This window comes from Reyranella sp., from assembly GCF_965227665.1.
Lineage (GTDB): Bacteria > Pseudomonadota > Alphaproteobacteria > Reyranellales > Reyranellaceae > Reyranella.
Genome location: NZ_OZ245767.1, coordinates 4,283,449 through 4,308,549, shown reverse-complemented (window position 1 = coordinate 4,308,549; position 25,101 = coordinate 4,283,449). Strand labels below are relative to the sequence as shown.

The following is a 25,101-nucleotide window of genomic DNA, read 5'->3' as shown; positions in this document are numbered from 1 at the left end:
GCTTCCCCTTTGCGGGGCCCGCAAAGGGGAAGAGGCTCGAGAACTCAATCCCTGTAGTTCGCGGCGCGCTTCTGCAGGTTGGACATGATGGCTTCGAGCTGGTTGGGCGAGCCGATCAGCTTCTGCTGCTCGACCGACTCCATCATCAGCCCCGAGGCGGCATCGGTCGCGACGGCGGCGTTGAGCAGCCGCTTGTTGGCGCGGATCGCGTCGGGGCTCTTGGCGGCGATCTCGCGCGCCGTCTCCAGCGCCGCGGCGCGCGGATCCTCCACCACCTTCGTCACGAAGCCCATCTCGCGGGCCTCGACGCCGTTGAAGATACGGCCGGTGTAGGTGAGCTCGCGCACCACATCCTCGCGCGCCAGGTGGCGCATGAGCTGCGTGCCGGCGAGGTCGGGCACCAGGCCCCACTTGATCTCCATCACCGAGAAGCGCGCATCGGCGGTGGCGTAGCGGATATCCGGCCCCAGCGCGATCTGGAAGCCGCCGCCGAACGCCACGCCATGGACGGCGGCGATCACCGGCACCGGCAGCTCGCGCCACAGCCAGGCACATTGCTGCGGCCGGTTGGCGATGCCGTGGGTGCGCTTGGTGAGGTCGCGGACGCCCGGCACCGCGTCGCCTTCGGCCTTCATCGCGGCGAAGCTGCCCATGTCGAGGCCGGCGCAGAAGGCCTTGCCTTCGCCCGACAGAACGACGCAGCGCAGGCCGGGCATGGTGGCGAGCTTGGCGCCCGCCTCGATGATGCCCTCGAACATCGCCGGATCGAGCGCGTTCATCTTGTCGGCGCGGATAAGGCGGACGTCGGCGACACCATCCTTGAAGTCGATCGAGACGCGGTCCTTCATTTCTCTCCCTCCGATTTCATCCATTCGCGCAGGCGGCGCTTCACTTCTTCCGGGTCCAGGCGCTTGGGTGGCTCGAGGCTGCCGTCGTCGCGCTTGGGCCACACCATGACCGCGAGGGCGCGCTGCACGTCGGCAAAGGTGCAATCGTCCGGCAGCCGGTCGAGCAAGGCCCGGACCTGATCCTTCACGTCACTCATCGCGTCACCATCAGCCAGAGGCCCTGCCCTATGTACACCGCACCGAGCGCCAGGATCACCCGGCGCGTCCAGTGATAGAACTGCTTGTCCGACATGCGGTCGAGGAAGCTGCGCGACAAGGTGGTGCCGATCACCGCGAAGACCGCGGCGTAGCCCATGACCAGCCACTGTTCGAGGTCGCGGCCGGCCGGGCCCTCGATCACCAGCGCGAAATAGAGGACCTTGGTCAGATGTCCCAGCACCTGGGCCGCGGCCTTGGTCGCGACGTTGACCTGCCGCGTCATGCCGGTGCGGACATAGAAGATGTCGAGCAGCGGGCCGGTCACGCCCGAGACGAGCTGGATGGCGCCGCCGATCGCGCCCGCCAGGAAGGCCTGCCCGCCGCGCTCGATGTTGGGCGCGATGCGCTGCGGCACGGCGAGCGCGATGAACGGCGTCAGGCCGACGGCCATCAGCACCAGGGCCTTGTCGGGCACGAAGTCGAAGAAGGAGAAGACCACCAGCGAGGAGCCGGCCCCGGCGCCGAACTGCAGCACGACGTTCCAGTTCACGTGATGACGCCACAGCCAGGCCCGCCAGCCGTTGGCCGCGATCTGGATGACGCCATGGAACACCATGGCGACCGGCACCGGCAGCAGGAGCAGCAGGAAGCCGATCAGCAGCATCCCGCCCGCCATGCCGAAGATGCCGGAGACGAACGAGGTCACGACGGCCACGACCGCGAGTGCTGCCATTACGGGAAGCGAAAACATCGGCAGCGGGCGTAGCGCAGCGTGCAGACCGTGTCGAGGATGGGCTAGTGTGCGCGCCATGACCGACACAGATCTTCTCTTCACTCCGGCCGTCCAGGCCGCCGCCCTCATCCGCACGAAGAAGCTTTCGCCCGTCGAATATCTCGACACGGTGCTGAAGGCTGCCGAGCACGCGAATCCCCGGATCAACTGCTTCCGCGAGGTCATGGTCGAGCAGGCCCGGCGCGACGCGCAGAAGGCCGAGGAAGCCGTCACACGCGGTGAAGCGCTGGGACCGTTGCACGGCGTGCCGATCAGCGTGAAGGATCTGGTCGATGTCGAGGGCGTCCCGACGCGCCACGGCTCGGCGATCTTCGAGGGCAACGGCCCGGCGGCCGCAGACGATCTGCTGGTGCAGCGCCTGCGCAAGGCCGGCGCCGTCATCTTCGCCAAGGCGACCACGCCCGAGTTCGGCGTGAAAGGCCTGACCGACGGTCCCTTTGGCGTCACGCGCAATCCGTGGAACCTCGAGCGTACGCCGGGCGGTTCGAGCGGTGGCGGCGCGGCGGCGGTGGCGGCGGGGGTCGGGCCCCTGTCGCTCGGCACCGACGGCGCGGGCTCGGTGCGCGGTCCCGCTTCCTGTTCGGGCCTGGTCGGGCTCAAGCCGACCCTGGGCGCCGTGCCCTACGACACGACGCGCGACGCCTACGGCAACAACATCTATGCCGGCCCATTGGCGCGCTCCGTCACCGACGCTGCGATCATGCATTCGGTGCTGGTCGGCCCCAGCGACAAGGATCCGTGGACGCTGAACGGTCCGTCGCAGAAGCCGCTGTCGCCCAAGCTGGCGGGCGCCGACCTCGCCGCCGTGCGCATCGGCTATATCGAACTCACGGCCAATCCGCGCGTCGCCGCCGACGTGCGCACCAACACGCGCGCCGCGCTTGCGGCTTGGCAGGCGATGGGCGCCGAGGTCGAGGAGGTCACCGAGAAGATCGACTGGATCGAATATGAGGGCCGCGTCCTTTACCAGGCGAATTTCGCCGTGTTCTGCGCGCAGTACCTGCCGAAGTGGCAGAACCAGATGGACCCGGTGACGCTGGCGTTCATGGAGCGCGGTGCGAAGTTCACCCTGGCCGACTTCCGCAACGCGCAGTTCGCGCGCACGACCCTGTTCCGCAAGATCCAGTCGCTGTTCGAGCGGTACGACTTCCTGGTGATGCCGACCAATGCCCGCACCGCGCTCGACGTGACGCACGACGCGGCCAACGACGAAGTCGTGATCGACGGCGTGAAGTGCGGCATCACCCGCCAGGGCTGGACCTCCTACCAGTATCCGTTCAACCTCACCGGACACCCCGCCTGCGCCTATCCGTCGGGCTTCGGCGCAGACGGTCTGCCGACCTCGGTGCAGGTCGTGGGCAAGTGGGGTGCGGAAATCGATGTGCTGCGGATGGGTGCCCTGCTCGAAGCCGCGCGGCCGTGGGCGCAGCACCGGCCACCGGCTCTCTGACGAGCCGCCACGCGGGCGGCACAGGGAGCGGGCCTTTGCGCCGCCATAGTCGTTCTTCTAGGTTCCTCCCAAACACGAACGGGAGGATTTCATGCGTCTGATTGCAGTTCTGACAGCCCTTTGCGGGCTCGCCCTCGGGCCGGCAACGGCCTTTGCGCAAGCTTTCGACAAGCCGATCAAGATCATGGCGCCCTATGCGCCCGGCGGGAACATCGACGTGACCGCCCGCATCATCGCAGACAAGCTGCGCGAGGTGTCAGGCGTGAGCGTCATCGTCGAGAACAAGGCCGGCGCCAGCGGAATGATCGGCAGCGACGTCGTCGCGCGCTCGGCGCCCGACGGGACGAGCCTGCTGGTCACGGCCAATTCGCTGGTCGCGGTCCCCGCCATCTATGGCAACGCGCCCTATGACTGGCGCACGGCCTTCACGCCCATCACCCACATCCAGCGCGTGCCGGCCGTGCTCGTCGTGCCGGCCAACTCGCCGATCAAGACGCTCGCCGACTTCATTGCCCTGGGCAAGGACGGCAAGTTCGCCGTCGCCGATTCCGGCCTTGGCACGACCAACCACCTCGCCGTCGAGCTGATCGCCGAAGCCACGGGCACCAAGTACACGTCCGTCCACTACAAGGGATCGGGCGCCGCCATGATCGACGTGATGGCGGGCCAGGTGCCGGCCCAGGTCGACCAGCTCAACGCCGCCATCGGCAACATCAAGGCGGGCAAGCTGCGCGCCATCGCCGTCTCGTCCGACAAGCGCGTGCCGCAGCTTCCCGACGTTCCCACGATGAAGGAAAGCGGCGTGAAGGGTCTCGAGGACTTCACCTTCGCGACCTTCACCGGATTGTTCGGCCCGGCCAAGATGCCGCCCGACGTGGTGGCGAAGCTCAACGAGGCGATGGTCAAAGTGCTCAAGGACCCGGCCGTCGTCGCCCGCTTCGCCGAGCTTGCGGCCGAGGCCTATCCGACCACGCCGCAGGAGACCGCGGCGATGTTCGAGGCGGAGGACCGGACGGTCGTCCCGCTCATCAAGAAGCTTCAGATCAAACCGGAGTAGCCAGACCCATGTCCCTCTTGCCGCCCACCATCACGCCGATCATCCTGTTGCTGGTGTCCAACGTCTTCATGACGTTCGCCTGGTACGGGCATCTGAAGTTCACCGACAAGCCGCTGTGGCTGGTGGTGGTGGCAAGCTGGGGCATCGCCTTCGTCGAATACTGCTTCGCCGTACCAGCCAACCGGTATGGCCACGAGGTCTACTCGGCGGCGGAACTCAAGACGATGCAGGAGGTCATCACCCTGACCGTGTTTGCCGCCTTCTCGGTCCTCTATCTCGGCGAACGCATCACCTCGAACCACCTCGTCGGCTTCGCGATGATCTGTGGCGGCGCCTTCTTCATCTTCAAGGGACCGCTGCCGTCCTGGTGAGGTGAAACGGTCTATTCGGCGGCCTGGCCGGCGCCGCTCAGGATCGCCTGCCTCGCCCGTTCTCCGGCGCGGCGGTTACGCCGCTTGATCCACCACATCAGGAAACCGGTGACGGCGAAGATCGGGATGATCACGCCGGACACGAAGACCAGGAACTTGTAGCCGCCGCCGAGCCCAATGCCGTAGTGCAGCGCGCGCTGCCAGGCGATGACCTTCTCGCCGGCCGACATGGACTGCGGATCGAACACGTCGACCACGGTCCGTCGATAGGGATCGACGATCACCGTGACGACGGGCGCGCCCTCCCGATGGTCGGGCCGCACCAGACCGACGCGCAGCGCCTGGTCGGGGCGGGTCGGCAGGAAGGCATTCAGGAAGCGCGTGCCCGGAACGCGCGCCTTCGCGAGGTCGACGGCCTCGTCGACCGCCATGGCCGGCGTGCCGCGCATCGGCTCGACCCGGGCCTGGAACATGGCCGCACGCATGTCGCGGCCGGGCGAGACAAGATTGACCGCGGCCGAGATCTGCTGCGGGAAGGCGAGATAGACGCCGGTGAAGTTCACCAGCATGAAGATCACCAGCGACCAGATACCGACCGCGCCATGCAGCTCGCGGTTCAGGCGCAGGCCCCTGGCCTTGCGGCGAACCATGAAGGCCTGCTTCCACTGGCCGGGCCTGGGCCACCAGAGATAGAGGCCGGAGCAGCCCAGCACGAGCATCGCCACGCCCAGCCAGCCCACGATCTCTCGGCCGACGCCGCCGGGGATGAAGATGTGGCCATGCAGGTCGTGGAAGAAGCGCACCCAGCCCGTCATTGCCTGCTGGGTCTCCAGCACCTGCAAGGAGACCGGGTCGATCAGGATCTGCAGGCTGCCGGCGAACGGGCTCTGCGTCGGCACGCGTCCCTGCGCGGGCGGCTGCTGGCCCGGTTGCGGCGCGGCGCCGCCGGGTTGACCCGCCGGCTGGCCGCCGCGGAACTGCGGACGCTCGCCCGCCATACCCGGACGCGACAGGCGCACCGCGGCGGGCTCGCCGACCTCGACCGGCCAGCGTACCGCGATGGGAATCCGGCCGGGCTCGCTGTTCGCAGCTCGGGCCGCCTCGATCAGCCGCCCCGCGGACTGCCACGCGCCTTCCGTCTTCACGGACGGCTCGCCCTGCCCCAGCAAGTGCTCGATGTCGTGCGCGTAGACCAGCACCGCGCCGGTGATGCCCATCATCACCAGCGGCAGCAGCAGGATGAGACCGATCCAGAGATGGATCTGCTGCAGCCAGTAGCGAAACGTGCGCCGCTGCGGCTTCGGCCCCTGGGCCATCGTTACCCTCCGCCGAAAGCCACGGCGATGCGATAGGTGAGGAAGGCCGCCACGTACGCCAACGCCAGCATGTAGAAGAAGGTCACCCACAGCCAACGCCACCCCCCGGTCTCGCGGCGGATGACCGCCAGGGTCGAGGCGCATTGCGGCGCGAACACGTACCAGGCGAGGAAGGCCAGAGCCGTGGCGAGGCTCCATTGGGAGCTGAGGGCCGAGGCGATCTTGTCGGTGGCTTCCTCGCCGCCGCTGATCGCGTATATCGTGCCGAGCGAACCGACCGCGACCTCGCGCGCCGCCATGCCGGGGATCAGCGCGACGTTGATCTGCCAGTTGAAACCCAAGGGCTCGGTCAGCGGCTGGATCGCCGTGCCGATCCTGGCGGCCAGGCTGTAGTTGATGGCGGGCTCGCTCGCGCCCTCCGGCGGCTGCGGGAAGGAGGCCAGCACCCAGATCAGGATCATCATCGACAGGATGATGGTGCCCGCGCGCTTCAGGAAGATCGTGGCGCGGGTCCACAGGCCGATGGCGATGCTCTTGGCCTGCGGGATCTTGTAGTCCGGCAGTTCGAGCATGAACGGCTCCCCGGACTTGCCGCGCCAGATCAGCCGCTTGACCACGAACGACACGGCGAGCGCGCTGGCGATACCCACCGTGTAGAGGCCGAACATCACCAGCCCCTGCAGGCCGACGAAGCCCCAGACCTCGCGGTCGGGAATGAACGCGCCGATGATCAGCGTATAGACCGGGATGCGCGCCGAGCAGGTCATCAGCGGCGCCACCAGGATGGTGGTGAGGCGGTCGCGCCGGTCGTCGATCACGCGCGTCGACATGATGCCGGGGATGGCGCAGGCAAAGGACGACAGGAGCGGAATGAAGGCGCGCCCATGCAGGCCCGCGCCGCCCATGATGCGGTCCATCAGGAACGCCGCGCGCGCCATGTATCCCAGATCCTCGAGGACGAGGATGAAGAAGAACAGGATGACGATCTGCGGCAGGAAGACGATCACGCTGCCGACGCCGCCGATCAGCCCGTCCTTCAGGAAGCCCTTCAGCAGGTCGGGCAGCGGCAGACCCGCAACGAGGTCGCCGAGGAAATGGAATCCCGCCTCGATCGCATCCATGCCCGGTTCGGCCCAGGCAAAGACGGCCTGGAACATCACGAACAGGATGGCCAGCAGCACGACCAGGCCCGCCACCGGGTGCAGCAGCACCGCATCGAGGCGCGCCGTCAGGCTGTCGGGCTTGCCCTGCCCCTTCACCACCGCGGCCAGGATGCGATCCGCCTCCTTCTGGGCACGTCGCAGGTCGGCGGCGTCGGGCGTGGTCCAGAGCGTGCCGGTCGCTCGTTCTGCGGCGGCGAGGCGGTGGTCGATCTCGGCCAGCAGCGCGTCGGTGCCGCCGCGCCTCACCGCGACCGAGGTCACGACCGGAATGCCGAGTTCCCGGCCGAGCTTCTCGGTGTCGATCTCGATGCCGCGCTTGCGCGCGATGTCCATCATGTTGAGCGACAGCATGACCGGCCGGCCGACCTGCTTCAGTTCCAGCACGAGGCGAAGCGCCAGGCGCAGGTTGGAAGCGTCGGCCACACAGACGATCAGATCGGGGATCACGTCGCTCTGGGTCCGTCCCAGCACGACGTCGCGCGTCACCTCCTCGTCGGGCGAGCGCGCCCGCAGCGAATAGGTGCCGGGCAGATCGACGATGCGCACCGTACGGCCGGCGGGCGTCGTCAGGGGCCCGACCTTCTTCTCGACGGTGACACCCGGATAGTTGGCGACCTTCTGCCGGCTGCCCGTCAGCGCATTGAACAGCGCCGTCTTGCCGCAATTGGGATTGCCGACCAGGGCGACGACCGGAGCGGCGGTGGGTGTGGTGACGCTCACGGTTCGGCTCCGACGCTCACGAGGATGGCCATCGCCTCGCGGCGGCGCAGGCCGATGGTGGTGTGGGCGACACGCACGGCAATGGGATCGCGGCCGAAAAGCCCTTCGTGCAGGATCTCGACGTCCGCGCCCTCGACGAAGCCCAGTTCGATCAGGCGGCGTTCGAGTTCGGGCGCAGACATGCCTGCGGCGACGCGCCCCGCGGCGATGGATTTTATGCGCCCACGGAAGCCCACGCGGGCGGTGCCAAGTGCTATTGTTGGTTCGCTGCTCATTGAGAGTAAGTCGTAGTAGCATCGAAAGTGTTGGCTCGCCAGCGGGAGGTAGAGAAATGGCAAATATCGTTCTGGCGCACGGCGCCTGGTCGGCGGCCTGGGCGTGGAAGAAGATGCGTCCGTTGCTGCAGGAGGCCGGCCACCAGTTCTATGCGCCGACCTATACCGGCCTGGGTGCTCGCGCCCATCTCGCCACGCCCGACGTGGATCTCTCGACCCACATCCAGGACATCGTCTCCGAGATCGAGTTCGAGGACCTGAACGACGTCGTCCTGCTGGGCCATTCCTATGGCGGCATGGTCGCGACCGGCGTGGCCGACAAGATCCCTCACCGTCTTGCACGCATCGTGTATGTCGACGCCTTCGCGCCGAAGGACGGGCAGAGCCTGTTCGACCTGGTCGGGCCGAAGGCCGAGGGCAACATGCGCAAGGGCGCAGAGCGGGACGGCGACGGTTGGAAGATGCCCGTCAACCCGATGCCGCCGGATACCGCCCCCGAGGACGTGGCCTGGGCCAGCCCGCGCCGCCGGCCGCAACCGATCAAGACCTTCGAGCAGAAGATCAAGCTCGACTCGAAGAAGCCCCTGCCTCCCCGCGATTACATCTATGCGACCCGCAACGGCCCCGGCGATCCGTTCCGCCAGTTCGCCGACCGGGCGCGCAGCGAAGCCGGCTGGACCTGCCACGAGCTCGACACCAGCCACAATCCGCATATCACCTGCCCGAACGAGTTCATGGCGCTGCTGACCAAGATCATGGTGGGCGGCAAGTGAACAACGACCTCGCCTACGCGATCCTGGGCCAGCTTGGACGCGCCCCGCGCGCCGACGACCGGCTCGTGATCGCCGGGGGCGACGATCCGGTGTTTCAGACCCCATGGCGCGTCGGCACCGCCGGCGCCGCCGCGCTGGGCGCCGTCGGCCTCGCCGTTTCCGACCTGTGGCGACTGAAGACCGGCAGGCCCCAGTCGGTCTCGGTCGACCTCGCCGCCGCCACCGCGTCGCTGCGCTCCAACACCTATGTGCTGCGCAACGGCGAGCGTCCGGTGTCGTGGGATCCGCTATCGGGCCACTATCCGACGCGCGACGGCCGGCACATGTTCATCCACACCAACCATCCGCACCATCGCGCCGGCGCGCTGCGCATTGCCGGCGCCGAGGGCGATACGCGCGAAGCGCTGGCCGCCGCCGTCGCGAAGTGGGACGGGCTCGCGATCGAGCAGGCGATCGCCGACGGCGGCTGCGTCGGCGGGCTGACGCGCAGCCGCGACGAGTGGAACGCCCATCCGCACGGCCTCGCGGTGGCGAAATTGCCGCTGATCGACATCGTGAAGATCGGCGACGCGCCGGCCGAGCCCTTGCCCAAGGGCGAGCGGCCGCTGTCGGGCGTGCGCGCCTTCGACCTCACGCGTGTGCTGGCCGGCCCGACCAGTGGCCGCGTGCTGGCGGAGAACGGCGCCGACGTGCTGCACGTCGCGGCGCCCCATCTGCCCTACCAGGCCGAGCTGCTGATGGACACCGGGCACGGCAAACGCTGCACCTGGATCGACCTGCGCGACGCCGCCGGCGTCGAGACGATGAAGGCGCTTCTGAAGGAGGCCGACATCTTCACCCAGGGCTATCGCCCCGGCACGCTCGCGGCCCGCGGCTTCTCGCCCGAGCAGGTGGCGGCGCTGCGGCCCGGCATCGTCTGCGTCAGCCTCTGCGCCTACGGCCATGAAGGCCCTTGGTCGTCGCGCCGCGGCTTCGATTCGATCGTGCAGAACGTGACAGGCCTTGCCGCCACGCAGGGCTCGCTCGACAAGCCGCGCAACCTCCCGGTCCAGGCCCTCGACTACATCGCGGGCTATCTCGGCGCGCTGGGCGCCCTCGTGGCGCTGGCCCGCCGGGTCGAACAGGGCGGCTCCTGGCAGGTGCGCGTCTCGCTGGTCCAGGTCGCTCACTGGCTCGCCAATCTCGGAACCGTCGATGCCGCGAAGGGTGCCGCCGAACTCCCCGAGTCCACGCTGCTGCCACTCCTTACCGAAAGCGTCGGCCCGCTGGGCCGCCTGCGTCATCTGAAGCCGGTGGTGCAGCTCGGCGGGACCCCGGCCTATTACGCCCGTCCCGCCGAACCGCTCGGCACCTCTCCTGCGCAGTGGGCATAGCATCATGTCCGACATCCTGAGAACGGAAGCCGAGCTCGAGGCGATCTACGGGCGGCCGGTCGAAGCGTCGACGGTCAAGGAAGTGAACTGGATCACGCCGCACTATCGCGCCTACATCGAGGCGTCGCCCTATGCGGCGCTGGCGACATCCGGCCCCGAAGGTCTCGACTGTTCGCCGCGTGGCGACAGGCCAGGCTTCGTGCGCGTGCACGACGAGAAGACGCTGATGCTGCCGGACCGGCGCGGCAACAACCGCATCGACTCGCTGCGCAACATCGTGCGCGATCCCCGGGTGGCGCTGCTGTTCATGATCCCCGGCGTCGGCAACACGTTGCGGGTCAACGGCCGCGCCCATCTCAGCATTGCGCCCGACCTTCTGGAGTCTTTCGCCGTCGAGGAGAAGGCGCCGCGCTCGGTGACGGTGATCGAAGTCGACGCCGTGTACTTCCAATGTGCGCGCGCTCTGGTGCGCTCCGAACTCTGGAATCCAGCCCGACATGTCGATCCGAAGTCGCTGCCCAGCGCCGGCCAGATCCTGGCGGCGTTGAGCGGTGACCGGGTCGGCGGCGAAACCTACGATCGAGAATGGCCGGGCCGGGCAGCGGCCACGATGTGGTGATCCGCGAGCGCGAACCCGCCGACGACGAGGCGATCCGCCGCCTCAACGATCTGGCTTTCGGCGGCCCGTTCGAGGGCAAGCTGATCGACGAGCTGCGCGAGGCGTTCATCGATGCGGTCGAGCTTGTGGCGATCGAGCACGGCGAAGTCGTCGGCCACATCCTGTTCAGCGCGCTGACCACGATGGTCGACGACGACGCCATCCCGACCTTGTCGCTGGCGCCGATGTGCGTCCATCCCGGACGCCAGAACTCGGGCATCGGCACAGCCCTGGTTGAAACCGGGCTGGAACTGGCGCGACGCCGCGAATGGCAGGCCGTCGTGGTGCTCGGCGATCCCGACTACTATCCGCGCTTCGGCTTCTCGGCCGAGCTGGCGAGCGGCCTCGACAGCCCCTTCGAGGGTGAGTCCTTCATGGCGCTGGAACTGGTGCCCGGCGCCCTCGACGGCGACGACGGTCTGGTCGTCTATCCTGCGGCGTTCGGCCTGGTTTCGTAGACCCTAAGCGGCACGCGCGATCACCGGGGCTTCGAGGGCTTCGATGAAGCGGCGGCAATAAGCCTCCGCCGTGGTGCGCATGACCTTCTCCCGGAGCACACTCTGGCGCTCCTGGCGTTCCGAGAGCGGCATCGACAGGGCGACATGCATGGCATCGGCGATGGCATCGGGATCGAACGGATTGACGATCAGCGCCTCGGTGAGATCCTGGGCGGCGCCGGCGAATTGCGACAGGACCAGCACGCCGGGATCCTCGTCCGACTGAGCGGCCACGAACTCCTTGGCGACCAGATTCATGCCGTCGCGCAGCGGCGTCACAACGCCGATCCGTCCGAGACGATAGAGTCCCGCGAGGGTGGAACGCGGCGCCCCACGTGTCGAATAGCGCAACGGCGTCCAGTCGAACTCCGAGAAGCGGCCGTTGATGCGTCCGGCCAGCTGGTCGAGTTCGGTGCGCAGCCGGCGATACTCGTCGACCTCCTCGCGTGAGCGCGGACAGATCTGCAGGAAATGAATCTTCCGCTTGTGCTCGGGATGCTTCTCGATCAGGCGTCCAAAGGCCTCGAAGCGGTGCGGCAGGCCCTTGGAATAATCCAGCCGGTCGACGCCGATGGCGAGGGCGCGGTTCGACAGGCTTTCGGCAACCCGCAGCACCTCCTTGTCGCCCTCGGCGCGCACGGCATCCTGCGCGAAGCCCTGGGCATCGATGCCGATCGGATCGGCGAAGGCGCGCACGCGGCGCCCGGCCAGCCGGATCCACTCGCCCTCCACCGTGGCGCCCAGCAGGCGCTGCGCACAGTCGCGGAAATCGCGCGCATGTTCCTCGGTCTGGAAGCCCACGACGTCGTAGGCACAGAGATCGGCCACCAGCTCGCGCGCGACCGGCATGGCTTCGAGCATCGACGGCGGCACGAACGGAACGTGCAGGAAAAACCCGATGCGGCCTTCAAAGCCCTCCTTCCGCAGCAGGCGGGCGAAGGGGATGAGGTGATAGTCGTGCGCCCACACCGTGTCGTCGCCTTGCAGCAGCGGCGCCAGCGACGCGGCGAAGGAGCGGTTGACCGAGAGATAACCTTCGTAATCCTCGCGTCGGAAATGCATCAGTCCCAGTCGGAAATGCAGCAGCGGCCACAGCGCGCCATTGGCGAAGCCGACATAGAAGCCGCGATAGGCGTCGGGCGTGAGGTCGACCGTGGCATAGGTTACGCCGCGCGCCTCGACGATGGCAGGCGTCGAGGGCTCCGCGGTGAGACGGCCGCTCCACCCGAACCACATCGCGCCGGGTGTCAGGAGGTCGCGCAGCGCGACCGCCAGGCCGCCCGCGGCCGTGCCCCGCGCCTTTGGAACGGGCACGCGGTTGGAGACGATTACGAGGCGTGCCACAGGCCCTCCTCCCAGCTCCGCGAAAGCCGCATGGCCGACAGAATGAGGCCGACCTGACTGTAGGTCTGGGGGAAGTTGCCCCATAGTTCGCCGGTGCGCGGATCAAGGTCCTCGGAGAGCAGGCCGACGTGATTGCGCCGGCTCAGCACGTTGTTGAACAGCTCCAGTGCCTCCTCGCGGCGACCGACGCTGGCCAGCGCATCGATGTACCAGAAGGTGCAGAGCAGGAAGGCGTTGGACGGTGCGCCGAAATCGTCTGCCTCGATGTAGCGCATGATGAAACCGTTCTTCATCAGCTTGCGCGAGACCATGTCGATGGTCGCGTGGAAGCGCGGATCGTCGGAGCGCAGCAGGCCGATCTCCGGCAACACGAGGCTGGAGGCGTCGGCCATCTCGCGGTCGAGCACGCCCGACAGCCAGCCGTCGGACGTGGTGCCGCGCTGCATGATCTCCTGGCGCAACACGCCCGCCTTCGCGAGCCATTCGCGCGACTCCCCACCGAGGCCGACCCGCCGGGCGATCATCCCGAGCCGGTGCTGGGCCGCCCAGCACATGGCAGCAGAGAAAGTGTGCACTTCCTCGCGTTCGCGGTACTCCCACAGACCGGCATCGGGCGTGAGCGCGGCGCGGTGCGCCTCGTTGCCGACGGCGCAAAGCTGGCGATAGAGCTCGATATCGCCCTGCCGCGGCAACCGCTCGTCCCAGAACATCTGCGCCGCCGTCAGCACCATGGATCCGTACACGTCGTTCTGGCGCTGACCGACCGCGGCGTTGCCGATGCGCACCGGCCCGTAGCCGCGATAGCCCGGCAGCGTATCGATCAGGCGCTCGACCGTGTCGGTCCCCGGGGCGATGGGAAAGAGTGGTGCCACGTCCTGAACTTCGCCGCTCTTGCTACCCGCCTCGACCACATCGATGATGAAACGCACGTAGCTTTCCATCGTGCGGGTCACCGACAGCCGGTTCAGCGCCGTCACGGTGAAAAAGGCATCGCGCAGCCAGGTGAAGCGGTAGTCCCAGTTGCGCACCGTGCCGGCGGCTTCCGGTACGGAGGTTGTCAGCGCGGCCAGCACCGCACCGGTATCCTCGTAGCTGCAGAGCTTCAGCGTGATGGCGGCACGGATCACCGCCACCTGCCAGTCGAAGGGAATGTTGAGGTCGCGGACCCAACCCTGCCAATAAATCTCGGTCTCGCTGAGGAACGAGCGCGACAGCTGATCGACATTGTCGGTGATGCTCTCGTCGGCGCCCACGATCATGGTGAGCGGCCGGTCGAGCGAGAATTCGGTCTCGTGCATCACGTAGTTCAGCGAGGCGTCCGTGGTGAGACGCAGCACCGAGGCATCGCCATAGTAGCGTATGTGGTTGCTGCCCACCGTGACCTGCGACTTGCGCGCGCCGTAATCGAAGGTGGGCCGCAGGCGCAACGTGACACGGGGCCGGCCCGAGACGGGCTCGAGCCGGCGCATCAGCATGGGCGGGCGGAACATGCGGCCGAAGCGACGGAAACGCGGCGCGAAATCGAGGATACGCGCCGTACCGCCCGCACACTCGATGATCGTCTCAAGAATTGCGGTGTTGGGAAGGTAGCGCTGCCGGCTTTCCTTCATGCCGTCGAAGACGGCATCCATGAACCCCGCTTGAGGATCGTTGCCGCCCAGCAGGGCATTGAACACTGGATCGCCGTCGAGACGCCCGAGCCCGTGCCAGACATGACGGCCGTTGCGATCGATCAGGCTCGCGATCGAGCAGTTGCCGATGACGCCGAGGTCGAGAGTGCTCATGGACGGGCCGATGCTCCTGCCGCAGTTGTATTCAAGTCACGCGCCATCCGTTCGGCATTGCGGGCCAGCCAGGCACGCACCTTCGCCGGGTCGCCGTCGAAAACTTCCTGCACGCGCAGCCCTTCGCCTCCATGGCGCCGGGCCGCACTCATGCCGGCTTCGTCGGTGAAGTCGTCGCCGATGAAGATCGGCCGACGGCCCTTGAAGGCGCTGTCCTTCATCAACCTCTCCACCGCATGGCCCTTGGAGGTGCCGCGCGGCCCGATCTCGACCGCTTCACGCGCGGGAATCAGACGGAACCAGGGATGATCCTCCGGCACGAGCGCACGGACGAGGCGCCAAACGTCGTCATGCCGCTCCGGCGCCAGACGATAGTGGATCGCGCAGCCATGTGGCTTGGATTCGACGAGCACACCCGGCCATCGTTCGGTCGCTGCGACCAGCGAATCCCGCCAAGCCTGCGTAACGCCGAGACCGGCCGGCATTTCTTCGATCGTGCCGTCGCTGAATCTGAGGGTGACCCCATGTTCACCCGCAGCTGCAGACCTGAGGGGCTGGAGATACTGGTCTATGGTCTTGAGAGAACGCCCGCTAACGATGGCAAGACCGCCACCCAGAAGCGCATGCAGTTGCAGGAGAATTCCGGGAAGGTTCGGTGGAACGACCACGAGTTCCGGCGTGGCGGCAATCTCGAGCAAGGTGCCATCGAGATCCAGGAAAAGCGCGGTGCCGTAGTCGAAATCCGTTGCTGCCATCTCGTCCCCTCTGCGCCTTGGATGCCCTGGGGCGCGAAGAGGCTCTCGACCACTACACGCCGCGGTTCGGGGACCGCCTCCCGGCGGCCACGCCTAGCGCGTGCTCTATCAACGACAGGAAGCGACGCAGGTTCCCCGAAAGGCCTCCCAGAGCGGTAATAATATGGCGAATGTGTCGACAGCGAGCCCAAGCCCCTTTCAGGTTCGTGGAAAGTGTCGAAACGATTTTGGGTGGCAACGCTCGACGAGGGTTGGCGTTGAGCCTGCACAACTTTCGACAGAGGAGAAGGCCATGAGCAGCACCACCGATAAGATCAAGGGCGTCACCAACGAGGCCGTCGGCAATGCCAAGCAGGGCATCGGCAAGATGGTCGACAGCGACAAGATGCAGGTCGAAGGCGTGATCCAGGAGCGCAAGGGCGAAGCCCAGCAGGCCGTCGGCAAGACCAAGGAAGTGCTGAAGAAGGCGATCGACGGCTAACGCCGAGGTCTCTTCGTCCGCAAGAAATCGGGGCGTTCGTCGCAAGACGGACGTCCTTTTTCTTGCTCTGCGTTTGGCCTAGGTTGCGCCGTCTCCCAGATGGCGGTCCCAATGCTTCCTTGCCAACGCGAACTCTTCGACATTCCGCGCGACGTCTGCTTCCTCAATGCCGCTGCGTGGAGCCCGCTGCCGCTCGCGGTCCAGGAAGCAGGCCGCATCGGCGTCGCGCGCAAAGGGCAGCCCTGGAAGCTCGAACCCGATTTCATGCCCAAGCAGTACGAGCGCGCGCGGCGTGCGGCGGCGGCCTTGATCGGTGCCGATCCCCTCGACGTCGCGTTGATCCCGTCAGTCGGCTACGGCGTTTCGACCGCCGGCAAGGTGATGAGTCTTCCGCGCGGCAGCCGCGTACTGGTGCTGCAGGACGACCATACCTCGCCGGTTCTGGAATGGATGAGTCGCGCCGAACAAGGTGGATTCACCGTCGAGCAGGTGAAGCAGCCGGGCGATGGCGACTGGACCTCGGCAGTGCTGGAGGCAATGTCCCGCAAGGGTGCAGCCCCACTTTCGCTGGTCTCGATCTCCTCCGTCCACTGGTCGGACGGCGGCGCCCTCGATCTCCCGCGCATCGCCGAGGCGGCCCGGCAGGAAGGAGCGGCGTTCCTGGTCGATGCGACGCATGACGCCGGCGTCCGCCGCATCGACGTGAAGACGCTCGATCCCGATTTCCTGATCTTCCCGACCTACAAGTGGGTGCTCGGCCCCTATGGCCGCGCCTTCATGTACGTGGCCAAGCGCCGCCAGAACGGCGTGCCGCTGGAACAGACGGCACCGGCGCGCAAGGGCGTGGCTGCCGAGCAGAAGGTCTATTTCCGCGATCTTTCCTATGCCGAGGGCGCGCGCCGCTACGACATGGGCGAGCGCGACCATTTCATCACGCTCGAAATGGCGGCGGTCGGCATGGAAATGATGGCGGGCTGGGGCAATGATCCCATCGTCGCGCGGCTCGCGATGCTGACGGACCGCCTGGCCGAGGGTCTCGCCAACTCCGGCGTACGCGTGATCGACCGCAAGCTCCGCGCCCCACACCTGCTTTGCCTGCAATTCCCCAAGGGCATGGACGACGACCTGCCGCAGAAGCTCGCCGCCGAAGACGTCTACGCCGCGCCGCGTCTCGGCCGCCTGCGCATCAGCCCTCACGTGTACAACGACGAGCAGGATGTCGATCGGTTCGTCGACGTGTTCATGAAGGTCGCGCTGTAGAGAACCTTCACGGCGCATCTTCGCGCAGCACGGGCGGCGATGGCATCCCGATTGCATTCGAGCGACCGGTGCCGGCGTGACGAACAGTCGAGGCCGGCGCGCGTAACAGGGGGACTGGTTCTTGCGTAACACTCGTCGACACATTCTGCAGCAGCTGCTCGTCACGACGCTCGCCTCACCGTTCATCGCTCGCGCCGCCTCCGCGCAGGGCAAGTATCCCGAGCGGCCGATCAAGATGATCGTCCCCTTCCCGCCGGGCGGTGGTGTCGACCTGACGGCGCGGCTGATGATGGAGCCCCTGTCGAAGGAACTCGGGCAGACCATCATCATCGAGAACAAGGGCGGCGCCGGTGGCATTATCGGCGTCGAGGCGATGTCGCATGCCGCGCCCGACGGCTACACACTGTCCCTCACGGGTGCCGGCACGCTGACCGCCGGCCCGCACCTGCGCGCCAAGATGCCCTACGATCCGATGGCGCTCACCCAGATCACGCGGCTGGTGCGCATGCCCTTCATCCTGGCGGTGCGAAATGACCTGCCCGCCAAGACGCTCCCGGAATTCATGGAGCTTGCGAAGAAGCAGGAGCTGCGCTGGGCTTCGGGCGGCATCGGCACCAGCCAGCATCTCGCGGGCGAGCTCTTCACCCAGATGTCCGGCCTGAAGATGATCCACGTTCCCTATCGCGGTACCGGCCCGGCGCTGAACGACCTGGCGGCTGGTATCGTCGATGCCTATTTCGGCGATCCCGCGACGCTGGGCCTGATCCGCAGCGGCAAGGCACGCGCCATGGCCGTGACCTCGCCGGAGCGCTGGCCCGTCCTGCCCGACACGCCGGCAATCGCCGAGGCGGTGAAGGGCTACGAGGCGGAGAACTGGTACGGGCTCGCGGCTCCTGCCGGTGTGCCGAAGCCGATCGTCGACCGGCTCTACGCCGCCATCTCCAAGGTCCTGGCCGAACCCGATGTGAAGAAGAAGTACGACGAGAGCGGTCTCACGCCGGCCCTCCTGCCGCCTGCCGAATACGTGGCCTTCCTGAAGCGCGATTCCGTCACCTGGGGCGACGTGGTACGCAAGGGCAACATCAAGATCGACGAGTAAGCATGTCCTCCCGTTTGGCCGTCGATATCGGCGGCACGTTCACCGACGTCGTTCTCGAAACCGGTTCGACATCCCATGCCACCAAGGTCCTGACCACGCCCGATGCGCCCGAGCGCGCCGTGCTGGAAGGCGTGCGCGCCATCCTGGCCGAAGCGAAGTGCCGGCCGCAGGACGTGACGCTCGTCGTTCATGGAACCACCCTGGCGACCAATGCCCTGATCGAGCGCAAGGGCGCGCGGACGGCGTTGATCACCACGGAGGGCTTCCGCGATTCCGTCGAGATGGCCTGGGAACATCGCTTCGAGCAGTACGACATCCAGATGGAGCGGCCGCAGCCGCTGGTGTCACGCGACCTGCGCTTCGGCGTGCCGGAGCGCGTGGCGTCCGACAGGACGGTGTTGCTGGCGCTCGACGAGCAGGCGGTGCGCCGCGTCGCCGCTCAGCTGCGAGCCGAGAAGATCGAGGCCGTCGCGGTCTGTTTCCTGCACAGCTTCACCAACGAGACCCATGAGCGCCGCACCGGCGCCATCCTCGCGGAGGAACTGCCGGGCGTGGCCGTCTCGCTGTCCTGCGAGGTCTGTCCCGAGATCCGCGAATACGAACGGACCTCGACGACCATCGCCAACGCCTATGTCCTGCCGCGCATGGAGGGATATCTCGGCCAGCTCGAGACCGACCTCAAGAAGGAGGGCATCGCGGCGCCCCTGCTGCTGATGATGTCCTCGGGCGGCATCACCACGGTCGATACGGCGCGGCGCTACCCGGTGCGTCTGGTCGAATCCGGGCCGGCCGGCGGGGCCATCTTGGCCCGTGCGGTCGCGGCCGAGAACGACGCGCGCAAGGCCGTCGCCTTCGACATGGGCGGCACCACCGCCAAGCTCACCCTGCTCGACGATCTCGAGCTGCAGCGCTCGCGTCAGTTCGAAGTGGCGCGCGCCTATCGCTTCGTGCAGGGCTCCGGCCTGCCCGTGCGCATCCCCGTCATCGAGCTGGTCGAGATCGGCGCCGGTGGCGGCTCGATCGCCCGCCTCGACGCGCTGGGGCGCATCCAGGTCGGCCCCGATTCCGCCGGCAGCGTACCCGGTCCGGCCTGCTACGGACGTGGCGGTGCGGAACCCACCGTGACCGACGCCGATACCGCGCTGGGACGCCTCGATCCGACGCGCTTCGCCGGTGGCGCCATTCCCCTTCATCGCGACAAGGCCGAGGCCGCGCTGCAGGCGCTGGCCGGCCCGCTCGGCACCGATGCCCAGGGCGCGGCGGCCGGTGTGGCGGAGATCGTCGACGAGACCATGGCGAGCGCGGCCCGCGTGCATGCCGTCGAGAACGGCAAGGACACAGCCGACCGCACGCTGATCGCGTTCGGCGGCGCCGCGCCGCTGCATGCCGCGCGACTCGCCCGCAAGCTCGGCATGAGGCGGGTCATCGTGCCGGTGGGCGCCGGCGTCGGTTCGGCCTTCGGCTTCCTGCGCGCCTCCATCGCCTACGAGGTGGTGAGGACGCGCCACGTCAGGCTCGACCTGTTCGACGCGAAGATGCTGAACGAGCTGTTTGCCGCCATGCGCGCGGAGGCCGAGGCCGTCGTGCGGCCGGCGGCGCCGGGCGAGACGCTGGTCGAATCGCGCCAGGCCTTCATGCGCTATCGCGGCCAGGGCCATGAGATCGCCGTGCCGCTGCCGAACGAACCGTTTGCCGCGAATGCCGCGGGCGACCTGCGCCGCCGCTTCGAGGCGACCTACGAGCAGGTGTTTGGCCGCGCCATTCCCAAGCTCGAAGTCGAAGCCCTGACCTGGACGCTGTCGATCGGCACCGACCGGCCCCTGCCGCTGCCGGCAAAGCCGGTCGCGACGATCGCCCCGCCTGCCCCGGCAGGCCATCGCGAGGTGTTCGATCCCGTGAGCGGTCTCCTGGAGCGGGCAGCCCTCCACGAACGCAAGGCGCTGACGCCCGGCATGTCGTTCGACGGACCGGCGCTGATCGTCGAGGACGGCACCACCACCGTCGTTCCCGCCGGCTTCATCGCCCAGATCAACCAAGTGGGCCAGATCGTCCTGGAGGACCGCGCATGAGCACGTCTCCCAAATCGCCGTCCAAGTCGCCACTGGCCGACATCCGGCTGCAGGTGATGTGGAACCGCCTTCTCTCCGTCGTGGAAGAGCAGGCGCGGGCGCTGGTGCGCACCGCCTTCTCGACCAGCGCGCGCGAGGCCGGAGACATTTCGGCCGGCGTGTTCGACCTCGAGGGTCGCATGCTGGCGCAGGCCGTGACCGGCACGCCGGGTCACGTGAACTCGATGGCGCGAAGCGTCATCCACTTCATTCGCGAATTCCCGGTCGAGACGATGAAGCCGGGCGATGCCTACGTCACCAACGATCCGTGGAAGGGCACCGGCCATCTCTACGACATCGTCGTCACCTCGCCTGCCTTCCATAACGGCAAGCTGGTGGCCTTGTTCTCCTGCACCACGCATGTGGTCGACATCGGCGGTCTCGGCCAGTCGCCCGACGGGCGGCAGGTCTTCCACGAGGGCCTGTTCCTGCCGCTGCTGCCGCTGATGCGCAAGGGCGTGATCGACGAGAGCGTGATGCGCATCGTGCGCGCCAACGTGCGCGAGCCGGTACAGGTCGAGGGCGACATCCACGCGCTGATCGGCTGCAACGGCATCGGCGAGAAGCGGCTGTCCGACATGATGGCCGAGCACGCCATCGACAGTCTCGACGAGCTGGGCACGCACATCATCGACAAGAGCCGCGCCGGCATGATCGCGGCCATCTCCAAGCTGCCGCGCGGCACCTGGAAGGGCCATATGCGGATCGACGGATACGACGCGCCGATCGACCTGCATGCCGCCGTCACGATCCATCCCGATCACATCTCGGTCGACTATGCCGGCACCTCGGGCTCGTCGATCTACGGCATCAATTCGCCGATGTGCTACACCGAGGCCTACACCGCCTTTGGCATCAAGTGCATCGTGGCACCGACCATTCCCAACAATGCCGGCACGCTCGATTCGATCCTGGTCACGGCACCGGAAAACACCATCGTCAACGCGCTCCGTCCCGCCGCGGTGAACGCGCGCAGCACGATCGGCCACATGCTGCCCGATGTCTGTTTCGACGCTCTGCATCAGGTCATCCCGGGACAGGTGCCGGCCGAAGGCACGTCCAACCTCTGGAACCTGAAGCTCGGCGCCGGCCACGGCATGACGGGAACGATTGGCAACAGCCGTCCCTTCATGGTGACGACCTTTCATTCCGGCGGCGCGGGCGCCCGGCCGACGCTCGACGGGCTCTCGGCAACGCCGTTCCCGTCGGGCGTGCGCAATGTGCCGGTCGAGATCACCGAGACCATCGCCCCCGTCGTCGTGTGGAAGAAGGAATACCGCCAGGACTCGGGTGGCCCCGGCGCGCAGCGTGGCGGCCTCGGACAGGTGATGGAGGTCGAGCACCGCGAAGGCGCCCCGTTCGGCATCTTCGCCACCTTCGAACGCGTGAAGTATCCGGCGCGTGGACGCGACGGTGGACAGGCCGGCGCCAACGGCCGCCTGTCGCTGGCCTCGGGCCAGGAGCTTAAGGCCAAGGGCTTCCAGACCATTCCGGCCGGCGAGCGCCTGGTGGTCGAGATGCCCGGCGGCGGCGGCTACGGCGATCCCGCGAAGCGCGATCCCGACGCCATCAAACGCGACGTCCGGCTCGGCCTGGTCAGCGAGGAAGCGGCCAGGGTGGCCTACGGCATCGAGGGCGACTGACTCGTTTGGAGCGCGCCACTCCAGTGGCGCTCAGAATGGGAACAGCGCCACTGGAGTGGCGCGCTCCAATGAAGTCCCGTCAGAAGCTCTTGTCGAACTCAGGGCGGTGCTTGTTGCGCAGCTTGAAGTCCTGGCGCTCGGCCTTGCGCGGCGCGCGGACCCAGACCTCGCGGTTGGGATGCAGGCCGCCGCCGCGCGTCGCCGGCACCGCGCTCGTGCGCGCGCGATGGAGCAGGCGCGTGTCGGCGATGCCGCAATTGGGATGGATGCCGCCGTTGCCCGCGACCACCTTGTCCCACGCCGCTTTGCGCTTGGCGTAGACCGCCGGGTCCTTGAGCGCCGTGCAGTTGAGCTCGTTGACGTTGAGGTCGGCCACGATCTCGTCGCCATCCTCGATCAGCGCGATCGGGCCGCCGATGGCGGCCTCAGGCCCGACATGGCCGATCACGAGGCCGACCGAGCCGCCCGAGAAGCGCGCATCGGTCATCAGCGCCACGACGATGTTGCGTTCGCGGCAGAGCGTCGTGATGCGCGAGGTCGGATCGAGCATTTCCGGCATGCCGGGCGCGCCGCTCGGTCCCTCGTAGCGCACGATGATCATGTCGTGGTTCTGGAAGGTCTCCGGCGTCTCGTCGAGCGCCTTGAGCAGTCCCTGCTCGCCCTCGAACACGCGGGCGCGGCCGCGGAACAGGTTGTCCTCGAGGCCGCCCTCGACGCCCGCGAGCTTCAGGATCGCGGAGAAGTCCGGCGACAGGTTGCCGCCCAGCATGCGCAGGCCGCCGGTCGGCTTGTAGGGCTTCTCGACCGGATAGATCACGCGGCCGTCGGCCTTCTTGGCACCCAGCCGCTCGACCTGCTGCGCCAGCGTCTCGCCGGTGCAGGTCAGCACGTTGCCGTTCAGCAGGCCGGCCTCGAGCAGCTCGCGCACGATGACCTGCACGCCGCCGACTTCGTCGATGTCGACCATGGAATACTTGCCGTAGGGCCGCGCATCGGTGAGCACCGGCACGACATGCTGCGAGAGGTAGTTGAACTCCTCCGGCGTCATGACGTCCTTCCAGAAGTCGCCGAAGCCGGCGGCGCGGGCGATTTCCGGCGCGTGCAGCACCACGTTGGTCGAGCCGCCGATCGCCATCGCCACGATCACCGCGTTGCGGATCGAATCGCGCACGACGATGTCGCGCGGCTTCAGGTCCTTCGCGATCAGGTTGGCCAGCAGATCGACCAGCTCGGCGGCGAATTCGCCGGTGCGACGCGGATCGTCGGACGGCGGCGCCACCATGTGCAGCGGCTGCATGCCGACCACGCCGATGAAGGTCTGCATGGTGTTGTAGGTGAACATGCCGCCGCAGCTGCCGTAGCCCGGACAGGCATGGCAGGCGATGTGGTGCCGGTATTCCGGATCGGGATGGCCGGCCACCTGGTAGGCGCTCACGATGTCGAGCGCCTCGCCGGTGTTCGGATCCTTGCCCGGATGGATCGGTCCGTCCGACATGATGATCGAAGGCAGGTTGTGCTCGAGCAGGGCCGAGAGCGTGCCGACCGGCGGCTTGTCGCAGGCGACCACGGCGATGGTGCCGGCCAGGCCGGTGGCGCTCAGATGCTCGCACAGCGCGTCCTGCGTCACCTCGCGGCCGATCAGCGAGTAGCGCATTTCGCGCGTGCCGTTGCGGATGCCGTCGGAGGTGGCAATCGTGTACTCGGGTTGGACCAGCCGCATCTTGAGCTGGTTGGGGCCCGTGCCGATGCGTACCTTGAGCTGGGCGTGGATCGCCTCGACCTTCGACAGGACGCCCAGGTAGCACTGGCTGTCGCCCTTGGTGCCGACGACGCCGACCGACGGCTCGTGAATGAGATCCGGATCGGTTCCGAGCGCGCGGGCCACACCGATGGTCTGGGTGGAGCGGCCAGGATGTCGGTCAATCGTCACAAAGCTCGGCTTCATCACAACCATCCCCTGGGGCTTGCAAACATTGGCCCGCCTGCGCGGCGGACGGGTCCGGCGGTATATCACAGGCCCGCCACGCCGTTCTCGCGATTTCTTCGAGGGCTTGTCCGGCCCGAAACCGCTCCCCGGAACCTGGTGTTCGCCGCGTTCGTCCTTGGCTCCCGACCGTCGGGCAGGCATGCTCGCGCGAAACGCGGTGCCCGGCTTCGGCGCGAGCAATGAAAGAGGAAACCAAGATGTGGCAGCCCAGCGAGCGCTATCCGGATCCGGCCGTGCGCGTGCTCGACCCGTCGTTCAACCAGTACCGGCTGGTGCTGGCCTCGGTCGAGCGGCTCTATACGGGCTGCCGCTGGTCCGAGGGACCCGTCTGGTTCGGTGACGGCCGCTACCTGCTGTGGAGCGACATTCCCAACAACCGGGTGCTGCGCTGGGACGAGGAGACGGGCAACGTCTCGATCTTCCGCAAGCCCTCCAACAACGCCAACGGCCATACGCGCGACCGGCGCGGCCGGCTGATCGCCTGCGAGCATGATTCCCGCCGCGTCGTCCGCTTCGAGTATGATGGCGCGATCACCGTCCTGGCCGATTCCTTCAACGGCAAGCCGCTCAACTCGCCCAACGACGTGGTGGTGAAGTCGGACGGCTCGATCTGGTTCACCGATCCCACGTTTGGCATCCTGGGCTACTACGAAGGCCACAAGGAAGAGAGCGAGAACAGGCCCGCCGTCTACCGGCTCGATCCGACGACCGGAAAGCTCGCCATGATGGTCGACGACATTCCCGGCCCCAATGGCCTGGCCTTCTCGCCCGACGAGAAGAAGCTCTATGTCGTGGCCTCCCGCGCCGAACCGCATCGCACGATCCTCTCCTACGACGTCGTCGGCGACGGCAACGAGACGACGCTGGGCAAGGGCTCGGTGCTGATCGATGCCGGGCCCGGCGGCTCGCCCGACGGCTTCCGGGTCGATGTCGACGGCAACCTCTGGTGCGGCTGGGGCATGGGCTCGGCCGAGCTCGACGGCGTGCGCATCTTCAATCCGGCGGGCAAGCCGATCGGCCATATCGACCTGCCCGAGCGCTGCGCCAACGTCTGCTTCGGCGGGCGCTACCGCAACCGCCTGTTCATGGCGGCCAGCCACTCGCTCTACGCGCTCTACGTCAACACACAAGGCGCGCTCGGCGGCTGA

General features: G+C 67.5%; 23 protein-coding genes. 13 read left to right on the top strand and 10 right to left on the bottom strand.

Features of this window, described 5'->3' with window-relative positions:
- Positions 1-44: 44 nt before the first annotated feature.
- From ACO07I_RS20830 to ACO07I_RS20820, 3 genes are read right to left on the bottom strand one after another with little or no spacing between them, the layout of a single operon-like run.
- Positions 45-848, bottom strand: coding sequence for a crotonase/enoyl-CoA hydratase family protein (locus ACO07I_RS20830; RefSeq protein WP_422010693.1), 804 nt, complete (start codon positions 846-848; stop codon positions 45-47).
- Positions 845-1,045 (bottom strand): hypothetical protein, encoded by a 201-nt coding sequence (locus ACO07I_RS20825; RefSeq protein WP_298314475.1) that lies wholly within the window; start codon positions 1,043-1,045, stop codon positions 845-847. The genes ACO07I_RS20830 and ACO07I_RS20825 overlap by 4 nt, the downstream gene beginning before the upstream one ends.
- Positions 1,042-1,779, bottom strand: a complete 738-nt coding sequence (locus ACO07I_RS20820; protein WP_422010691.1) for a TSUP family transporter — start codon at positions 1,777-1,779, stop codon at positions 1,042-1,044. Before ACO07I_RS20820 ends, ACO07I_RS20825 begins: the two co-directional genes overlap by 4 nt.
- A gap of 76 nt (positions 1,780-1,855) precedes the next feature.
- Here ACO07I_RS20820 and ACO07I_RS20815 point away from each other — a divergent pair, with 76 nt between their 5' ends.
- The 3 genes from ACO07I_RS20815 to ACO07I_RS20805 all read left to right on the top strand — a co-directional run bounded on the left by ACO07I_RS20815 (position 1,856) and on the right by ACO07I_RS20805 (position 4,717).
- Positions 1,856-3,289, top strand: a complete 1,434-nt coding sequence (locus ACO07I_RS20815) for an amidase (RefSeq protein WP_422010689.1) — start codon at positions 1,856-1,858, stop codon at positions 3,287-3,289.
- 91 nt (positions 3,290-3,380) lie between these two features.
- Positions 3,381-4,346 carry a Bug family tripartite tricarboxylate transporter substrate binding protein gene (locus ACO07I_RS20810; RefSeq protein WP_422010687.1) on the top strand — a complete coding sequence of 322 codons (966 nt, stop codon included), beginning with the start codon at positions 3,381-3,383 and terminating at the stop codon, positions 4,344-4,346.
- An 8-nt stretch (positions 4,347-4,354) separates the two neighbouring features.
- Positions 4,355-4,717, top strand: a complete 363-nt coding sequence (locus ACO07I_RS20805) for a DMT family protein (protein ID WP_422010685.1) — start codon at positions 4,355-4,357, stop codon at positions 4,715-4,717.
- Positions 4,718-4,728: 11 nt separating this feature from the next.
- Here the strand turns inward: ACO07I_RS20805 and ACO07I_RS20800 are convergent, their stop codons facing one another.
- From ACO07I_RS20800 to ACO07I_RS20790, 3 genes are read right to left on the bottom strand one after another with little or no spacing between them, the layout of a single operon-like run.
- Entirely contained in the window at positions 4,729-6,033 is a 1,305-nt protein-coding gene (locus ACO07I_RS20800) for a PepSY-associated TM helix domain-containing protein (RefSeq protein ID WP_422010683.1), read from the bottom strand.
- 2 nt (positions 6,034-6,035) lie between these two features.
- On the bottom strand, positions 6,036-7,916 hold the full coding sequence (gene feoB / locus ACO07I_RS20795; protein ID WP_422010681.1) for a ferrous iron transport protein B: 1,881 nt from the start codon (positions 7,914-7,916) through the stop codon (positions 6,036-6,038).
- Positions 7,913-8,191, bottom strand: a complete 279-nt coding sequence (locus ACO07I_RS20790; protein ID WP_422010679.1) for a FeoA family protein — start codon at positions 8,189-8,191, stop codon at positions 7,913-7,915. The genes feoB and ACO07I_RS20790 overlap by 4 nt, the downstream gene beginning before the upstream one ends.
- Before the next feature lie 56 nt (positions 8,192-8,247).
- Between ACO07I_RS20790 and ACO07I_RS20785 the strand changes: the two genes are divergently transcribed.
- The 4 genes from ACO07I_RS20785 to ACO07I_RS20770 are packed head-to-tail and all read left to right on the top strand — an operon-like array spanning position 8,248 to position 11,453.
- Complete coding sequence (locus ACO07I_RS20785) at positions 8,248-8,964, top strand: alpha/beta hydrolase (protein WP_422010677.1); 717 nt, start codon at positions 8,248-8,250, stop codon at positions 8,962-8,964.
- Positions 8,961-10,337 (top strand): CoA transferase, encoded by a 1,377-nt coding sequence (locus ACO07I_RS20780; protein ID WP_422010675.1) that lies wholly within the window; start codon positions 8,961-8,963, stop codon positions 10,335-10,337. The genes ACO07I_RS20785 and ACO07I_RS20780 overlap by 4 nt, the downstream gene beginning before the upstream one ends.
- 4 nt (positions 10,338-10,341) lie before the next feature.
- Entirely contained in the window at positions 10,342-10,956 is a 615-nt protein-coding gene (locus ACO07I_RS20775; RefSeq protein WP_422010673.1) for a pyridoxamine 5'-phosphate oxidase family protein, read from the top strand.
- The gene (locus ACO07I_RS20770) at positions 10,923-11,453 is read left to right on the top strand and encodes a GNAT family N-acetyltransferase (protein ID WP_422010671.1); all 531 of its coding nucleotides are present in this window, start codon (positions 10,923-10,925) and stop codon (positions 11,451-11,453) included. The genes ACO07I_RS20775 and ACO07I_RS20770 overlap by 34 nt, the downstream gene beginning before the upstream one ends.
- Positions 11,454-11,456: 3 nt before the next feature.
- Here the strand turns inward: ACO07I_RS20770 and ACO07I_RS20765 are convergent, their stop codons facing one another.
- Genes ACO07I_RS20765 through otsB form a run of 3 tightly spaced genes read right to left on the bottom strand, consistent with a single transcriptional unit; the run spans position 11,457 to position 15,375 of the window.
- Positions 11,457-12,836, bottom strand: a complete 1,380-nt coding sequence (locus ACO07I_RS20765; protein WP_422010669.1) for an alpha,alpha-trehalose-phosphate synthase (UDP-forming) — start codon at positions 12,834-12,836, stop codon at positions 11,457-11,459.
- Positions 12,821-14,620 carry a glycoside hydrolase family 15 protein gene (locus ACO07I_RS20760; RefSeq protein ID WP_422010667.1) on the bottom strand — a complete coding sequence of 600 codons (1,800 nt, stop codon included), beginning with the start codon at positions 14,618-14,620 and terminating at the stop codon, positions 12,821-12,823. The genes ACO07I_RS20765 and ACO07I_RS20760 overlap by 16 nt, the downstream gene beginning before the upstream one ends.
- Positions 14,617-15,375 (bottom strand): trehalose-phosphatase, encoded by a 759-nt coding sequence (gene otsB / locus ACO07I_RS20755; RefSeq protein ID WP_422010665.1) that lies wholly within the window; start codon positions 15,373-15,375, stop codon positions 14,617-14,619. Before otsB ends, ACO07I_RS20760 begins: the two co-directional genes overlap by 4 nt.
- 292 nt (positions 15,376-15,667) lie before the next feature.
- Here otsB and ACO07I_RS20750 point away from each other — a divergent pair, with 292 nt between their 5' ends.
- The 5 genes from ACO07I_RS20750 (at position 15,668) to ACO07I_RS20730 (ending at position 21,966) form a co-directional block, all read left to right on the top strand.
- The gene (locus ACO07I_RS20750) at positions 15,668-15,856 is read left to right on the top strand and encodes a CsbD family protein (protein ID WP_422010663.1); all 189 of its coding nucleotides are present in this window, start codon (positions 15,668-15,670) and stop codon (positions 15,854-15,856) included.
- A 111-nt stretch (positions 15,857-15,967) separates the two neighbouring features.
- Complete coding sequence (locus tag ACO07I_RS20745; RefSeq protein WP_422010661.1) at positions 15,968-17,116, top strand: aminotransferase class V-fold PLP-dependent enzyme; 1,149 nt, start codon at positions 15,968-15,970, stop codon at positions 17,114-17,116.
- A 121-nt stretch (positions 17,117-17,237) separates the two neighbouring features.
- Positions 17,238-18,215, top strand: a complete 978-nt coding sequence (locus ACO07I_RS20740; RefSeq protein ID WP_422010659.1) for a Bug family tripartite tricarboxylate transporter substrate binding protein — start codon at positions 17,238-17,240, stop codon at positions 18,213-18,215.
- Positions 18,216-18,217: 2 nt separating this feature from the next.
- The gene (locus ACO07I_RS20735) at positions 18,218-20,284 is read left to right on the top strand and encodes a hydantoinase/oxoprolinase family protein (RefSeq protein ID WP_422010657.1); all 2,067 of its coding nucleotides are present in this window, start codon (positions 18,218-18,220) and stop codon (positions 20,282-20,284) included.
- Positions 20,281-21,966, top strand: coding sequence for a hydantoinase B/oxoprolinase family protein (locus ACO07I_RS20730; RefSeq protein WP_422010655.1), 1,686 nt, complete (start codon positions 20,281-20,283; stop codon positions 21,964-21,966). The genes ACO07I_RS20735 and ACO07I_RS20730 overlap by 4 nt, the downstream gene beginning before the upstream one ends.
- 79 nt (positions 21,967-22,045) lie before the next feature.
- Here the strand turns inward: ACO07I_RS20730 and ACO07I_RS20725 are convergent, their stop codons facing one another.
- Positions 22,046-23,911, bottom strand: a complete 1,866-nt coding sequence (locus ACO07I_RS20725; RefSeq protein WP_422010653.1) for a dihydroxy-acid dehydratase — start codon at positions 23,909-23,911, stop codon at positions 22,046-22,048.
- Between the two features lie 239 nt (positions 23,912-24,150).
- Between ACO07I_RS20725 and ACO07I_RS20720 the strand changes: the two genes are divergently transcribed.
- Positions 24,151-25,101 (top strand): SMP-30/gluconolactonase/LRE family protein, encoded by a 951-nt coding sequence (locus ACO07I_RS20720; protein ID WP_422010651.1) that lies wholly within the window; start codon positions 24,151-24,153, stop codon positions 25,099-25,101.